16 protein-coding genes and 1 pseudogene are annotated in these 16,548 nt (G+C 41.4%); 1 reads left to right on the plus strand and 16 read right to left on the minus strand.

What is annotated here, in order from left to right:
• The 6 genes and pseudogenes from BLR42_RS22780 to BLR42_RS13155 all read right to left on the minus strand — a co-directional run.
• Positions 1-389, minus strand: a pseudogene (locus BLR42_RS22780) (leucine-rich repeat domain-containing protein); the annotation flags it as partial.
• 240 nt (positions 390-629) lie between these two features.
• Entirely contained in the window at positions 630-2,870 is a 2,241-nt protein-coding gene (locus BLR42_RS13135; RefSeq protein ID WP_091869939.1) for an InlB B-repeat-containing protein, read from the minus strand.
• Positions 2,871-2,933: 63 nt separating this feature from the next.
• Entirely contained in the window at positions 2,934-3,239 is a 306-nt protein-coding gene (locus tag BLR42_RS13140) for a hypothetical protein (RefSeq protein ID WP_091869941.1), read from the minus strand.
• A gap of 84 nt (positions 3,240-3,323) precedes the next feature.
• Complete coding sequence (locus tag BLR42_RS13145; RefSeq protein WP_091869944.1) at positions 3,324-3,962, minus strand: PrsW family glutamic-type intramembrane protease; 639 nt, start codon at positions 3,960-3,962, stop codon at positions 3,324-3,326.
• A complete protein-coding gene (locus tag BLR42_RS13150; RefSeq protein WP_091869947.1) occupies positions 3,959-4,789 on the minus strand; it encodes a hypothetical protein in 831 nt (276 codons plus the stop codon). The genes BLR42_RS13145 and BLR42_RS13150 overlap by 4 nt, the downstream gene beginning before the upstream one ends.
• A 145-nt stretch (positions 4,790-4,934) precedes the next feature.
• Positions 4,935-5,495, minus strand: a complete 561-nt coding sequence (locus BLR42_RS13155; RefSeq protein WP_091869951.1) for an RNA polymerase sigma factor — start codon at positions 5,493-5,495, stop codon at positions 4,935-4,937.
• A gap of 226 nt (positions 5,496-5,721) precedes the next feature.
• On the opposite strand from BLR42_RS13155, the gene BLR42_RS13160 reads away from it, so the two are divergent.
• On the plus strand, positions 5,722-7,998 hold the full coding sequence (locus BLR42_RS13160) for an ABC transporter substrate-binding protein (RefSeq protein WP_170832767.1): 2,277 nt from the start codon (positions 5,722-5,724) through the stop codon (positions 7,996-7,998).
• A 59-nt stretch (positions 7,999-8,057) separates the two neighbouring features.
• On the opposite strand, the gene BLR42_RS13165 is transcribed toward BLR42_RS13160, so the two are convergent.
• From BLR42_RS13165 to BLR42_RS13210, 10 genes are all read right to left on the minus strand, one after another.
• A complete protein-coding gene (locus BLR42_RS13165; protein WP_091869957.1) occupies positions 8,058-8,765 on the minus strand; it encodes a hypothetical protein in 708 nt (235 codons plus the stop codon).
• On the minus strand, positions 8,762-9,001 hold the full coding sequence (locus tag BLR42_RS13170; protein WP_091869960.1) for a hypothetical protein: 240 nt from the start codon (positions 8,999-9,001) through the stop codon (positions 8,762-8,764). Before BLR42_RS13170 ends, BLR42_RS13165 begins: the two co-directional genes overlap by 4 nt.
• Before the next feature lie 18 nt (positions 9,002-9,019).
• The gene (locus tag BLR42_RS13175) at positions 9,020-10,189 is read right to left on the minus strand and encodes a HipA domain-containing protein (protein WP_091869963.1); all 1,170 of its coding nucleotides are present in this window, start codon (positions 10,187-10,189) and stop codon (positions 9,020-9,022) included.
• Position 10,190: 1 nt separating this feature from the next.
• Entirely contained in the window at positions 10,191-10,598 is a 408-nt protein-coding gene (locus tag BLR42_RS23300; protein WP_207648542.1) for a hypothetical protein, read from the minus strand.
• Positions 10,599-10,873: 275 nt separating this feature from the next.
• Positions 10,874-11,437 (minus strand): hypothetical protein, encoded by a 564-nt coding sequence (locus BLR42_RS13185; protein ID WP_091869966.1) that lies wholly within the window; start codon positions 11,435-11,437, stop codon positions 10,874-10,876.
• A gap of 130 nt (positions 11,438-11,567) precedes the next feature.
• Positions 11,568-12,287 (minus strand): sulfite exporter TauE/SafE family protein, encoded by a 720-nt coding sequence (locus BLR42_RS13190; RefSeq protein ID WP_170832768.1) that lies wholly within the window; start codon positions 12,285-12,287, stop codon positions 11,568-11,570.
• A gap of 58 nt (positions 12,288-12,345) precedes the next feature.
• On the minus strand, positions 12,346-12,927 hold the full coding sequence (locus BLR42_RS13195) for an SOS response-associated peptidase (protein WP_091869969.1): 582 nt from the start codon (positions 12,925-12,927) through the stop codon (positions 12,346-12,348).
• A 153-nt stretch (positions 12,928-13,080) separates the two neighbouring features.
• Positions 13,081-13,242, minus strand: coding sequence for a hypothetical protein (locus BLR42_RS22785; protein WP_170832769.1), 162 nt, complete (start codon positions 13,240-13,242; stop codon positions 13,081-13,083).
• Between the two features lie 864 nt (positions 13,243-14,106).
• On the minus strand, positions 14,107-15,348 hold the full coding sequence (locus tag BLR42_RS13205) for a phosphatidylserine decarboxylase (RefSeq protein ID WP_207648543.1): 1,242 nt from the start codon (positions 15,346-15,348) through the stop codon (positions 14,107-14,109).
• A 44-nt stretch (positions 15,349-15,392) separates the two neighbouring features.
• The gene (locus BLR42_RS13210; RefSeq protein ID WP_139165159.1) at positions 15,393-16,238 is read right to left on the minus strand and encodes an alpha/beta hydrolase; all 846 of its coding nucleotides are present in this window, start codon (positions 16,236-16,238) and stop codon (positions 15,393-15,395) included.
• Positions 16,239-16,548 lie beyond the last annotated feature (310 nt).

The following is a 16,548-nucleotide window of genomic DNA, read 5'->3' on the forward strand; positions in this document are numbered from 1 at the left end:
GTCACACCCTCTGGTATGCTTATGCTTGTAAGGCTTTCACACTGCCAGAATGCCCAGGCTCCAATGCTCGTCACTCCGTCGCAAATTACAACCTTGTTAATATTATTCCTGTCGTTATACCACGGGGCATGATTACCGCCGACATAATCTGTCATTTTTCCAGTACCACTGATGGTGAGCGTTCCGTTTTCAAGGGTCCATGTCAGCCCCTCCCCACATGTACCACTTAACGAGCCGTCAGACTCAGCTAATGCAGTCTGTCCGGATACATTATTCTCTCCCTTTGCATAAACTGTTTTTGTAAAGAAAGATCCTTTCCCAAACAGTACTAGAAGCGCAGCTGTAATAATGGTCGTTGTGATTATTTTTGACCTGCACATTTTATTCATTTACAGTTCTCCCCTCTTTATCAAGCTATTACCCCGGCAACTCCATTCTGCGGCTACATACTTTGTTTTTGCTACGTTGTAGCCTCATTTTCGAGCCTTTTTGCCTATTCTATTTCTTCTTTTTCTTAAATTCCGCGGCTACATTCACTATTTTTGTCTACTTGTAGCCGCACTTTCAAGTCATTTTAACCCTATATCCCTACATACCAACTTTCCTTGATGGCGCCAAGAATAGCAGTGTCAGTTAACGGTTACAGAAACTCTCTTAGCAAGGCCATTTACAGAGTAAACGTAAATTGTGCAATTACCCGAATCTACTGCCGTTACTGTGCCATTCTTGTCGACAGTGGCAACGCCAGGATCAGTTGAAGCATAGCGTAGTTTTGCCGCATGACCATCGCCAACCTGTTTCTTCTCTTTGCTTTCATACTTTAATGTAGCCTTTACTGCCACAGTTTCTCCCTTTGATAGTGTAAGTGCTTTGGTCGTAAGCTTTATCTCCTTGGGATTTGTGTATTTCTTACTGTCCTTTCCTGCTACATGAGAAGATACTGTTTTGCCTACGCTGTTTCCGCTACCGTCATAAGCTGCTACGTAGATCTTTATATTCTTTTTTAGGTTCAGCTTCTTGCCTTTAAGCTTTTTGATCGTGACCTTATTGTTTGTGGTTGTTACCACCGGTTTCTTGGCATACTGGCTTCCGCAGTAAGTCATGTAAACTTCGTATTTTGATACGCCTTCTGTCTTATCCCAGGATATCCGGAAGTTGCCATTTTTCTGGACAACCTTTATTCCTGAGAAGAATATTCTTGCCACGACATTTTCTGTGGGTTCCTTAACTGGAGCTTCTACTTCTATTTTGGGGGCTTCCTCTTCTTTGGCTTTATAGGTATATGTGAAGGTCTTATCTTCATTAACAATCATTTCAGGTATAGGTTCAGTATCCCAACTACCCTCCTGATAGTTATTTCCGGGCTTGTTTCCAACTTCCGGAATCTGAGACTCAGCCAGCTTAAGTACATCGCCCTTATATCCGCTAAGTGTAACTTTTTTATCTGCGGTTGTTCCGTCATTCCAGGAACCGTTTATCACTTTGAAAATGACTTCATATGATACAACAGGGATTTCATCCCATTGTGCATAGATAGTTTCATTTGAAGTAAAGACAGTATCCGTTGTAACCTGAGTTCCACCGCTTGCCTCCGTGCGCCATCCTTTGAAAACATGCCTTGCATAATCAGGAGTTGGAAGAGATGTAAGTTTTCCATCTGCTCCTGTTGTCCCGCTCGTTGATGTTACAGTACCGCCATTAGCATCAAATGTGATGGTACAATAAGTCGGATCTGGCACCACGATAGATGTGGGCGCACTCGCAAAATCGGTTGCATTTCCGGTATTTTCATCTTCCGCAAGAATGTATGCATAATAGTCGGTTCCGCAGATTTTATCCGCATAAGCATCAGGGAGTGTAAAAGTTCCGCTTCCTGACGTACCACCCGACAGCTTCAGATATGTATATCCACTTGTTACCGCAGTTCCTGCAGAATATTCGCTGTCCATGATAAGTACTGATACCCTCGTTGCATCACCTGCACTTGTTCCTGTTAGCGTATACGGTACGGTTATTGTTGTGCCGGCTCTCGTTACGGTACCCGGGGTGATATTCAGCTCGTCATCCGCAATTGTGAGCTTATACTCTGCCCCTGCGCTACCTGCAGTTCCGGAGATTACAGATGAGAAGATTACTGATGACAGATTCAAATTGAAAGCGGGGCTCACACTATCGTCGTAATACACGTAGTAGTCGTCGATAGTGCCCGATTCGTACACGTCGCCGACGAAGTAAGGATTACGAGAGTTAGGCGAGCGCAGAAACCACCAAGTTCCCGTTCCGGACTTCTTTCGCGTATCGTCAGAAGACTCTTTGTTTGCGTATCCATATGATGGTCTTGTTGCTTCCACGGCATCAAGAAGGAAAATATGTTCTCCCGCTAAAGGAGCATAATCAAGATCTTGAAAACCGATTCCATCTCCGCTTGAAGCCGCACCTTTTGTACTTCTTGTAATAGCTGCATTCTCCTGTGCAGTGAATACATCTGTGTTTCCATAGAAATCATTTCCGTTAAGCCAACCTTTTATCTCGCTCCCTTCCCATTCATTGCTGTCATCATCAAAGCGCTTGTTTATGATTGTGCTGTCACAATCAAGGAGCATGGTTGTATTTGTATTGAACTGCGTAGCAGCTTTGTCAAGTACGCGATATTTCATAGCACTGCCGTCATAAGTACCGTAATACACATAACTCCATCCTCCGGCTCCCGGTGTAGGATTAGATATAGCTCCCGTACCGAGTCCTGAGATTGTTTTTTCGCTCTCTGCATGGACCGTTTTTGTATAGCTATTTCCTTTCCCGAACATTACTAACAGTGCAGCTATAATAATTGTCGCTGTGATTCTTTTTGACCTGAGCATTTTCTTCATTTACATTTCTCCCCTCATTTTTAAGCTTTACCTTTTGACATATTAAAGCGAATACTACGCGCCTCATTTCTCACGATTTTTCCTATACTTCAATATCCAGACTGTTATGCCGACTCCGACGACGAATGCTACGGCTGCCACAAGGACATAGCCGCCGGCTTCATGTGAAAGCAGGAATGAACCGTAGGCACTCTGCCCGTTCACGTTATACCCGGCACCGCCGAACCAGCCGATGGCTAATACCAGCGCAGCCATGATGCAGCTTGCACATATTGAAATGACGGTTGCAGCTCCCTTCGCATTTTGCCTTTTTAAATTACGTCCGCGCTTCATTACCTCAGCAAAGGCTTCTTCCTTTGTTTGTTTCATTTTTTCCTCCAATCTTATGGTGTGAATTTCATACATTCCATCTGAAAGGTGTTTCTATATATTTAGTTGCAAAAAATTTGGATTTTACCCCTCTAAAAAAAAGAAAATTTCGCTTGCGAAAAAAAGAAGCAGCACAATGGCTGCTCCAAGAGGAAGAATATAACCTATATATGAAGATATGCCCGGTTCTGAGACCAGAAGATTATATAGTGCGTGGAAAGATACGGAGATGCTTAGTGCTCCGACGACAACAGGGAATGTAGCCGCCTTGTAACGGCGTAGTGCCACAAGGGCAAGGGATAGTGCATATATGCTCACGACATGCATAACACCGGCTGCGAAGCCTCTTATAAGCACGTATACAAGGCTTCCCGAACCGCCCGATATGATATGACAACAGTTTTCAAAGGTAGAAAATCCGGCACCGGTTCCAACGGCAATTAGCCTCAGTTCTTCATCTTCCGAATCAAAAAGGAGCATGGCGAAAAGTACCGGCATGAACTTGATAATCTCTTCAGTGATGGGTGAGATAAATATGGAAGTCTCCTCCGCATCCATCGCTAAAGACATTTCAAGAAAACCTCCGATATATGCACTGACAAGGCAAAGCAGCATTCCAATGACGAATGATGCTACAATTTTACGAGCACTTCCCTTTACAAAAAAGGCGGTTATGACAAGAGGCACCGCTATGCATATGAGAATGTTTTCCGGATATATCATGATATGCCTCCGATCTCAGGCTGCTCCATGGCTGGCTTTTTGTCATCCACGACATGAAGGACAGTACTAAACATCAGCAGGATCGCTGCCATTTGCAGGAAAAGACCAATGTTATAGAACCAGCCACCGCTCATATCCAATACCACTATGGTCCAAAAGAAAAGCGCAAATGACTGAAAAAGAAGTGTCTCCGGTGCCAGACCTTTTCTGCGGGAATTTATATTTTTGATGAACATTAAGAGTGTACTGACATCAAGTATCCCATAGTTAATGGTGTATAGGATCTGTGCCGTGCCCTTACTTACAAAAAGACCTGTGGCTTGCAGGATGATAACAGCCGCGCAAATTGCGACCGCAAAGTATGTTTCTGTTTTGGACAGTGCCTTATTGATTCTCATTCCGCGTAGCAGTACATATAAGAAATACATATATGGAAGCGTGAAAATGATATCCTGAATCCACTCGCCAGACCATGCAATCCAGAGGCATATACAACCGCCTAAGAATGCGATATTGAATACAATCTCCGATACCTTTACGGAGACATTTTTATCAATCCTCGTTGACATCGCAGAACCCAGAAGCAGCATGGTCGCACATATCGCGATCTCATTTGCGGCAAAAGGCATCCACTTATCGGGGCGCAGGAAATCATATGCAACCCAGTATATATCATCGAGCGCGTAAGCCACCATCGCAAAAATGAAGAAAGTCACAAAGAGACCCCTGGGATTCTTTGTCTTCCTAGTCATGACCACAATGATCATAACCAAGACAGGAATCAGCACGATATTCAGGATGATCTCCCATATCTTCACTACGCTCATTTTTTATCCATCTCTCTTATTGTTCTAATATGCACGCTAAGAAGCGTCACAAGCACGCCGAGTGTAAAACCCAGTATGCTGACTATCACATATCCCATCTTAGATTTCCTTTCGCATCCATGCTTGGGGGCGGCAACCTTATCGCCTATAGAAATTCCTGAGCTGTAAGAATATCCCGCAGCCTGTTCTTTCCTCTGTCTGTCAGCTTATAAATCTGCCGAATACTCTTTTTCATCACCTGGCTTATCTGCCCTGTATCCATGCCCTCAAAACACTTAAGATACAGCACCATCCGCTGATCCGCAGAGAGTCTGCCCAGTGCTTTGTACAGCTCCTTGTTCTTTTCATCCTTCAGGAGCACATTCTCAGGAATGTCGATCTTATCTGCAGCTTTTTCCTCGTCTTCATCTAATCTTTCGGTTATGCGATTTTTACGGAGAAAAAGGTAAGCATTATTTTTCGCAACAGCGTATAGCCATGTCTTAAAGCCGGCTCCGCCTCTTGCCTTGTACCGGGCTGATCCTGCGATGACTGCAGCAAAACAGTCCATCATGATTTCCTCTGCATCGTCGGCATTATGAACAATTCCACTTATGAAAAAAGTCAGAGATTCACAATACTTTTCAAAGAGGATGTGCATCGCATCTTCATCATCTTCCGTTATGAATTTTGTATATAATTCTTCATCCGTTCGGTCGATTTCCATTCTTCAACCTATATGCCCCTCAATCAGAAACTAATACCTCATACCATTTGGCTCATTCGCTTTTCAGGTTAGAAAGAACCAATATTATTATATCCGAGAATGGAAACTTTGTGGCTACGGAATATGAATATCTCAGTACATATTTCGTAGTTGACAACAAAATTCAACTGTGCTATTACTGTACTACAGTGACTAGTACACTTAATACATGTTCGAGGAGAATAGTATGAAAAGAGAAAAGATTATCAGAGGAATAGCCATAGTAACAGCGTGTTCCATGGCATTTTTATGTGCGTGCGGTAAGAAGAAAGAACAAACGGTTATCAGCACCACGACGGCTGCTACTGAAGCTGACAACAGAGATTGCATTTATAATCTTGAGAATATAGAACTGCCTACTGAGGGAAAATACAGCCTAAATGCCATGAATAAGGGGAAGGATTACTTTTTCCTTATAGCCAATATGTATGACACAGAGACATCCGAAAAGAAGCTCTTCAAGGTTGCACTGAAATCGGGCGAGATTTCCGAGATACCCTTTGAGCTTTCCGAAAACACGGAAATCGATAATTTAGTCTGTGATAACAAGGACAATGTCTATATTTTTACAGCTAAGTATGACAGCAGCGATGAAGAAGACTCTGCAGTAAAAACCAATGCGGCCCTTATGAAGCTTTCACCCGATGGAGAGAAAATCTGGGAAGCTCTGCTTACAGAGGAAGATACAAATAATTACATCAATTCCGTTGCATACGAGAAGGATAAGGGAATAATGACCTGCGCCGGCGGCAATATCTCCCTCTACGACGAGGAAACAGGCGCAGGTGAAGTGGTTTTGAAGACAGACGACAGCGAGAACTATTTTTACGGACGCATTTTTAATTCCAACGATGGCGATGTATATCTGTCAAATGAAGACTGGAGTGAAAATGGCAGATACATCGTTAAAAAATACAATCAGGGCACCAAGGAGTTTGACGAGGAAGTATCCCTCCCTGACGGTGTTTCCATAAGCTATTTATATCCCGGTGAATCTTACGATTTTTACTATGAAGATTATGCGAAAATTGAAGCATTCAATTTGGGTGATGAAGAGACGACGCTTATCTGCGATTATACTTCTTCTGATATCCTATCCTGCTATATGAATTATATCTGTGAGGCTCCGGATGGAAAATTCTATGTAGTTGACCTCGATGAGAATGGCGAATCTGCCCTGGGATGTATGACCAAGGTTAATGGCGACGAAATCAGCGATAAGCAGATCATAACTCTTGGCGCTGTTTATCTGTCTGATTCTATCAGATCTCAGGTGGTGAAATTCAATAAAAACAGCGATAACTATAAAATCCAGATAGTCGATTACGGTGAGAACCAGACAGAAGACACCCTGGATGCATATAATGAAATATTAAAGCAGATCGGCCTTGATCTTACTCAGGGGTGCGGCCCGGATATGCTCGTAGTTGATTTTGATATGCCGCTTGAGAGTTACATTGAGAAAGGTGCCCTTGAGCCTCTGGACTCATATTTTGACAACGATCCCGAGGTTAATACTTCGGATTTTTTGGAAAATGTCATGGCCTCTACAAAGTTTAATGATAAGATGTACACTATTCTGCCGCTTTTTGGAATTGATACCTGCATCGCATCTAAGGATATAGTCGGCGATCAGACGGTTACCCTCTCAAACTACGAAGATATATGCAAGGCCAATAACATGGATCCGCAGCTTGGAATGGGATATCAGACCAGAGATATGGCAACCAATCTTTACTCCACCATCGGCAATACATTTGTGGATTATGAAAATGGCACCTGTAATTTTAATTCTGAGGATTTCGTCAGCTTCTTGCAATTTATGAAGCAGTTTCCTGCTGATGATGAAGAGCTGGGCATTGATTATGAAGATTTCGAAACCTATTACCGGGAGAAAAAATCTCTTCTTTATGAGTATTACATAACTTCCTTTGAAGATTATCAGATCCTGAAAAAGGGATACTTTGGCTCAGAGGTGGAGTTCAACGGATTCCCCACAGCGGATGGCGGAAAATCCTTCATCAGACCCTTTGTCAGGCTGGCAATGAATCATGATTCCAAGAATAAGGAAGCTGCGTGGGACTTCATGAGGACCTTTATGATGGATGATTATCAAAAAAGTGTCGACTGGGGACTGCCTATCAGAAAAAGTGCTTTTGAGGAGCTGGCTGCCAAGGCGCAGGAAAAGCCATATTATATCGATGAAAACGGGAAAAAGGTAGAAAGTAACAGCATTTGGGAGATTGGCGATGTTGAAGTTGAAATAACCGAGCTTTCCAGCGAAGAAACAAAGCAGGTTGAGGAGTTTATCGAATCTGTTTCGAACCCTCTAAGTAATGAGCAGAAAATAAATGACATTATTTCCGAAGAAGCCGGTGCTTTTTACGAAGGCCAGAAAACCGCAGAAGAAGTCGCTGATATTATTCAGAGCAGAGTATTGCTATATCTTAGTGAAAATATGTAAGGGTGATTATTATGTAAAAGCGGAGGTGTTTTGGTACCTCCGCTCTTTCGATGCTATTCTTACTCCATCTCATGGAAAATCCTGGCTATTTCCGAGTAATTCTCGCAGTACATGAACTCCACCATTATATACTCACCGGTCTTGTTATAAATGAAATCAGCTGTATAGCCCATGTTTTCAGGCCCTGTAATGATCACAACACCGGGTCTTTTGCCGTTGTCAACAATATTATCCTTAAGATATGGGCCGCCCAAAATCTTGAAATAGTCGTCTGTTTCCTGATTCTCAATGCAAAGCTCATCCTTGTATTTCCAGTTTTCATCAGGAACCCACTGATCTCCGAGTTTTTTGGCAAATCTTTCTGCAAATTCAAACCGCTGGTCAAGCGTAACATCTTTGTATTCAAGAATTTCTGTGGCATACAGATCCTGGATGGTCTCATTTTCGAGAGTTGCATAGTAATAGTCCATGATGTCTTGAAAATTCTGAGAGGCAAAAGTCGACAGCATTTTATAGGGTTCATCAGGGTGCCAGGATTCAATCATTGCATTAATGTCTTCCGCAGGATATTCCTCAGGAGTAACACCAAGGTTGTTATATACAAAATCAGCATCTATCTGCACAGGTTTTTCGAATTCCTCAAAGACCGCTTCTCCGCACAGTTCATTGAATTTACTGATAACCTCGATGGCTTCATCAGAATATGTGTCCCCATAAGCAGTGAAATCTACGCTCTGGAACTCTCCGGCTTCATCATAGTAAGTCATGAAAATAGAATAAAGAAATGGCAGTTTTCAGGAAAAGACGCTTCGTATACATGCTTATCATTCTCCGCCAAAACAATGAAATCTATATGGCCTATCTCAACCTGCTCGTCATTGGTTTTAATCTCACGGACATATTCCGTTTTCTCTTCTTCTTTGCCCGGAAATATTACTGTACATGCGGTGCTGATTATACTAAGTGTAAGCACAAATGCTACGGTCCCAAATTTTTTTCTCATAACTTTATAGTCCTTCTCTCAGGATCTTATTATGCTTAGATTCTCACCAGAAGCAAAATTCTCATACATATCGATTTTTTTCTTGTACATTTCAAGCACAAAAGAAATCCTTTCCTCACTCACTTGAGAATCTTTATGATACATTTCACTGATGCGTTCAGGGCTTGGAAGCAGTTGAACATCAATGAGTTTCCTGTTCTGAACATACTTTAAAAGTTCCAGTTCTTTTTCTTTAAAGCCCTGGGCATCCTGTGAGAGTACATACTTGTCGGTTACAGGAACAATATCTCTGCCAACCAACATACTCTTTCCACTATCATAAATAGGAGCCATGGATACGAACTTGAGAGTGTCTGCATCACGCAGCACAGATATGTTAGTCAGATGTCTGTCTCGGTTACTGAAAATAAAATCTATAAGAATCTCAAATTCCAGATACTCTCTAACTACATTTCTATCAAGGCCATTTTTATCGCAAATATTTATGAAATGCTCATATCCGGAAAGATTGTTTGGTTTAAGCTCACTGGTCATGACAGCATATGCAGAAACAAGTTCCTTTTTCTGGGAAGTAAAAAGATCTGAAACGCATCCAAAATCGTAGTCTTTTCCATCGATATGCATAAGTGAGTACTCGGTAACATCTCTTCCCTGAGCCTTTATAGCTTCACTTATGATGACTTCATTGATACTCTCACTGGAATAAACATCATGATTGCCTTTCACAAGTTTTCGGATCCCGCTTTCAATGATCCATGTCTTTTCCAAATTGCCCTGAAGCGAAGAATTAGGATGATATTCTGCCACTTCATCATCACCTATCTTAATCTTTCCAAGCAGTAGATTTTCTTTAAAGTCGTTATCAAACAGGTTTACCTTTTCCCAGGTAAGGTCTGACCCAAGCGGTCTTATCCAATAATAATCAGTAAGGCTGAGTCCCAGATTTTGTGTTAGGAAAAGACCTGTTGTCTCAATACCATTTTCCCTTAGCATCTTCTCTATCTTGCCCTGTTTAATCGGGATGGCACGGTCACGCCACCATTCTATTACGCCCTTTGGATTTGTCCTGTTTTGAAGTGGCAAAAGGGCGGAGTTCTCCTTTTTGCCCAACTTGATGATATTTCCATCTTCACCTATCTGGAGTATCATCACCTCTTCATTTTTACGCATTAAGGTAAACATAGCCATGTCATTCACCACCTAACAGATCATTCTCATATTCGTTCTCAAGAGACATCCACGCATAGTCAGATACAAAGCTGCTTGGTACGTCCTTCTGCTTGTCCAGTTTCTTGATCTTCCGAACTCCGCTAACAATATAATCAATTTCGTAGTGATTATCATCAGATAAAAGAAGGTTCCCGGAGATATCATACTCATCACTTCGCGTCGTTTCGATAAGGATTTCTCCCCTGTCACGGTAAATCGCTTCCAGGATGGCCCTGTTAACAAATTCTCCCATGGTCTCACCCATGGCCTTAGCATGCTCTTTTATGAAATCCAGATTCCCTTTATCGGTACGTACCCTTATCTGGTCAGTGGAATTGACATATCTTCGGGTGGCCTCTTTCTGAGCCTTAGTATAAACTGCTCCCATGTCTGATCTCCTTATAAATATAGATACACTATATATATATATATAGTGTATCTATATAGAGATAAAAAGTCAAATTATTCCAAATCGGAGAAATAATGAGTTTTCAATCGAAACTGTAAAAAAGCGGAAGTATCAGTGATACCTCCGCTTTTTCGCTACTGTTTATTTTATTTTGATACTCTTTGGCTACGGAATATGAACAGTTTTATTCATATTTCGTAGTTGACAAAGACAAAATTAGCAGGAATACCGTAAATGATATTCCTGCTAATTATTTATTTGATCTTGAGATTAAATGTTACTTTGGGTCCTTTTGTGCTCCCATAAGTATTATAAATATTGATATATACAACCTGACCTTCAGTTAACTGATACGTTACTTTCCGCGAAGCTACATTATATCTGCCCTTTTTACCCGGTATTCTATATGCGAAAGGATAAGAATTTTGATATCCACCTTTAGAATAACCATCAAGATACTTTATTTGATCTTCTATCCCGGTAGGAACAGTATAATCTACTGTAGCTAAACATGATGACTTGCCTTTTGCTCTCAGATGGCTATATGTAAATGTGTATTTCTTGGTTTTAGGAACAACAAATTTTATGAAGCCGCTATAAATTTTTCCGGATTTTCCTAATTGAACTTTATAATTGCCCGTCTTATTTATAGTTACTGCTTTTGATTCGATATAAGATTCTTGTGGAATATTAAATTCGGCATAAGGAAGCTTCAGCTTTTTTGTCTTAGCCTGTGCCGTTACCGGATTTACCAGAATGATAGCCATTGCAAATAATAGTGCCAATGATAATACTCTTTGCCATACTCTTCTCTTCATATTTAACCCTCCAAGAAACGATGAAAAAAATTTTCGCCTATTAAATGAATTTTAGCATATTTTATTTCATTTGCTACCGCCAAAAGGGGGTATTTTTGTGAATGGTTTTTTGAGAAAAGTTATAGAGTGATCAAGCCATGTTTGTCAGTATTAGAGCTATTCCTGACACGACAAGTAAGACAATTACAATCTTTTTTATGATCTTGTCATCTATGACCCGGACGCTGAGCATTCCTGCACCAAGTCCGGCCAGCATAAACGGAGCCAGAAGCGCTGCTGTTTTCAGAGATTCCATTGTAATAATGCCATACAGGCTGTACAAGGCAATTCGAAAGGTGTTCTCTATCACAAAGACAAGGCAGATATTGGCTCTGAAGGCCTTTGAGCTGTCTGTCACTCTGCCTATATATGCTCCAAGCAGCGCACCTACGCCGTATAGTCCGCATAAGAAGCCGGATAAAACGCCGATTATCGTCAGTAAGATTCGGGACTGCTTCGCTTTTCCGGGAGAGATTTCTCTGAGGAGCATCTCTATGCCGATTACGATGATAAGTGCACCAAAAATTATTTTTACAACAGATACGTCTGCATTTTTCAGAAAAAATACGCCTGCCACACTGCCGACAAGAACCATGGCCGCAAGCGGAATGCATATTTTCAAATCTATGGATTTGCGTTCTTTCCAGCTGATTATCAGATTGGTGGGATATCCAAGAATCAGCTCAACCGGAGATATATTTATGTTGGCATTTCCAAAGCTCAATATTGAGGTGAAAACCAACGTGTTTGCAAACCCGCATAAACCTTTAACATAAAAAGCACAAAGTGTTGCTATTATCCAAAATATCATGTGGTATTTTTTCTCTCCATTCAGGGACATCAGTATAAACAAAGTTGTTCCCTATATTTCAGAACAGGCTTAGCTGTTCATAGTCGCATGTTCTATCAAGCTCAGGCATTTTTTCCTTGATCATGTCAAGTGCGGCACTGCTCTCACACAGATATTCCCTGACATTCTTTTTGTCGATAATCACTGGCATCCTGTCATGGACAGGGCTCATGGAACTGTTAGCTTCTGTGGTAAGTATTACAAAGCTGTCTCTGTTATCGCTCATATCATAGAATCCGGCAAGATATAGAGGATTGCCATCTGTACTTGTAAAGGTGTACTTGGTTTTGTCCCTGTTCCATTCATAGAAGCCTCCCGCCGGAAGGATGCATCGCCTGGACTTTATGCTTTCGGAAAACATCGGCTTTTCCAGGACAGATTCCGCTCTTGCATTTATCACAAGCTTTTTATCTTTGGATGTTAGTCCCCAGTGAAGGTCACAGACTTTAATATCAGCTGTTTCTTTTCCAAATAGAAGCGCAATGGCCGCTTTCCCGGGAACAATATCGCCGGCAGGAAGTGTCAGTGACCCATACGGCAGCTGTAACTCTATTTCCACAGCCTTTGCAGTTTTGTCAGCATAGTAATACCTTCCACACATATAACGCCGTTCCTTTCTCCGTTTCCGATTTGGGCTATAAGCTCTCTTGAAAAATCATAAATTACACTCTGCATAAATTGCAACCAAAAAAGAGACCGGGGGTAGGTCTCTTTTCGGTAGATGTATAAGATGTAACAAATATTGCACTATGAATTAGATAGTGAATGTTGCACCAAACATATTGATTTTAGGCTCCTTGTTATGAAGCTCAAACAGCTTTTCTCTGTACTGGTCGTAGCTGATAACCTGGCCATTTTTTCTGTTTCTTTTGTTTTCGCTATGTGTCGTCAAGTCTTGAATATCTTTGAATCTCATAGTAAACCTCCTCAATAAAACCTTTATTTCTAACTGTAAACTCATTTTTCATGCTTCTTTTTCACTCTCCATCTTCTTCATATGCCGTTTCCTCCTTTCCTGAGAATATATTTATCACATATAGAAGGGCGATTATGGAAATACACTTATTTAGCATTGTTTTGCACGGAAACGATTGAGGAACGGTCGGATTTTACAAAAAAGTAAATAAAATAAGGTTTTTAGCGTTTTGGTATACATTTTCGGCTTGTTTTCACTGGTTTTTAAATCTAAAAGTAAATGAGAAGGCTTTTTTGAGGATTTGGTACCCATGATTTCAAAAAACAGGGATACCAAAATCCTAAAAATGCATTCTCATTTACAAGTTGTGCTGAGGAAGCCCCTAAAAGAGCGCAAAAGGTATACCAAAATGCCCAGAATTCTCTCTCATTTACAAAAAGAAAAGCGGGGGTATTTGATACCTCCGCGTTATATAGATGCACTTGTTGTGTAGCTATATGCGTTTCGCAAATACACAATTATTTTGTGTTTATTACTCTTTTTGCATGGTATATATCCCATTTCTATAGTTCATTTTTCGCAAATCTATTTGTTCTTTAGATTTGTTACTCCTTTTTTACTGAAAACAGAGTAACAAAAGGAAAATTACTGTTAGTTTGCGAAAATATATGGGGATATCTATACATAAATAGGCTAAAAAGAGTAACAAATTCATGAAAAAAGCATTATTGCGAAAAATGCTGTTGACCATAAGAAATCTCAGGTTTTAGAGCGAGAAATCCCACGGTCTCATAATAAGATCGTGGGATTTGATGGATTTATATTAGAATGTTCTGTACGAAAAAAGAAATCTTCTTCAGAAATCTACGGTGTTATATCTGCAAAGGGTTCCCCCATGAAGATGTGATGATCCGCTTCCAGTTTAAGCTCTACTCCTTCCTGGAAAATCATAACGATATCACTCCCGCCAAAAAGGAAATATCCCATAGGATCGCCGGCCTTTACGGAAACGCCGGTCTTTACGGTTTCTTCCCAGTTGCAGGAGCTGACCTGAGACATGCCGATTGGAAGGATTGCGACCAGGCCGTATTTTGTATCAAGTATCAGACAGTCTCTGGTTTCTATTGACTGCCAACCGGGGTTCGAATCCCAAAGAATATATTTCTTCTGGGTGCTGTCCCAGGAAATAATGCCGCCAACTGCATCAAGCGCATCTATTTTACGCACTTCAAGGACAGTGCCATCCATAGGAAAATGATAGCGGTGATAATCGTTGACATCCAGGAAAGTGTGCGTCAGTGTTCCATTGGCAAACTCATCCTCATATTCGCTGTCTTCTCCGATGATATTCTTCACATTATAGAAGCGCACGGATTTTAGCTGCACTCCAAGGTCAATCTGCGAATTATCATCTATTTTCCACATGCCCTGAGGGGTAGAATCTGCAGGGGCAATTATGTCCGCATCAGCAAGAGGACGAACTCCGGGATCTATGAGCTTCCTGGAAAACCACTCGTTAAAGGTCTTCCACTCGTTAGTATCCGCGTACCACCCTTTTTTCATATTAAAATCTTCATCAGCTACTACGCGGGCATAGTAGTCGTCATTCCAGCTCTCTTCGGTTGAAAGGAATTCTCCCCAGTCTTTGCAGTAGGATTTCACCCATGAAGCCACAGGCTCGTGGTTTTCAAGGCAGGGATAATAGTAGCCTTTCCCGGCAAGCTCCGGTAGAGGCTGATCCAATAGATAATAAAAATAATCCAGACTCTGGTCTATGCTCGCATAAAGCGATGGATTTTCAACATCCAGTATATTCCAGGGCATACAGGTTGCTGACCAGTCAAGAAAAGCATAATAATCATCAAGCGAGCGCACCGGATTCGTCTTTTTATCAGGATTGTTCACGGAAGCAAGCATGATTGATTCTTTCATCAGGCTTTTTAATTCCAGGTCCTCATCAAGCATGGTCATAAACTCGATTGTGGTTTTGGCATGGGCAGTCTGGGTATCCGCCTTTGGCTGAGCATTGTTGGTATCCAAAGAACACCCTGAAATCATTACAGTTACAATCGTTGCAGCCAGCATATATGCTTTTCTTATTTTCATTATCAATACCTCCTGTAAAAGAATCAGTCGGCTATTACTTAACTTCAGTTTTGGGGTGCGTGATAGTGTTCAAGCGCATATTCAAAGCGCTGAAGGAATTTCTCTACAGTCTCCCTTGTAATCGGACTATCGGGTTCATACAGGTCAAAGGAATGGTACATTCCTTCTATAATATCCACTTCTGCCTCTACTCCGGCCTCCTTAAGCTTTTTTACAAAAGCAAGGGTCTCGTCATAGAAAGGCTCATCGGTGCACACAAAGGTATAGCAGGGCGGAAGGTTTGTATAATCCGTCTGCCTTGCGGGAGCAGCATAAGGAGGCACGGCTTTCTTTACATTCCTTCCGAGGTAAAACTTCCATGCCATATGGTTTTTTCTCGTATTCCAGACTTTGTTGTGATTATCCCTGGATGACCCCGTATCAAAGTTATCGAGCATAGGGTAAAGCGGCATCTGATACGCGATATTCACGCTCTTTTTATCCCTTGCGAGCATGCAAAGCGCTGCAGTCAGGCCACCTCCGGCACTCTCCCCTCCGACCATTATCTGATCATCGCGGATTCCAAGATCCTTCGCATGTTTTTTAATGTAAAGAAGCGTTGCATAGCAGTCCTTTATTGCGGCGGGATACGGCTCCTGCCATGACAGTTTGTACCCGGGTGAAACAACTACAACACCGAATTTCTTAACAAGGTCAATCGCCCTTGTCATGTATGCCATTTCCTTCATGCCTGTAGCGAGACCGCCGCCGTGCATCCAAAGAACGCAGGCTGCGCCGCCCGCATAATCTTTAGGCTTTATAACAAGTGCATTTACCTGTCTTTTTCCTGCTCTGATGGTTATCTTTTCCTGAACAACATCATTGTCAGGCCACAGTTGTATTCTTACCATAAACGCTCCTTTCAAATCTTAGCTAAAGCTGCCTTTTCGCAATTCTGATGAGCTCCCCCATTTTGATGTCAGATCCGGCAGGGAAGAATAAATAAATTGTTGGCCATTTCGTTTTCCATATGATTTCTCCATAAGAAAAATACCAATATTACGCTTATTCTATTATTTCAGATAGAAGTAAAAATTATCTTAATTCAAGATAAAAATAATCTTATTAGTGAAGATTATCTGATGCCGGAAAAATTTTTAATAAAATTTTTTAAAACTTTGCAACATTTTTCATACCCCGTCTGTATATAAGGTAAAGGCG

This window comes from Butyrivibrio sp. INlla16 (assembly GCF_900104155.1).
Classification (GTDB): domain Bacteria; phylum Bacillota; class Clostridia; order Lachnospirales; family Lachnospiraceae; genus Butyrivibrio.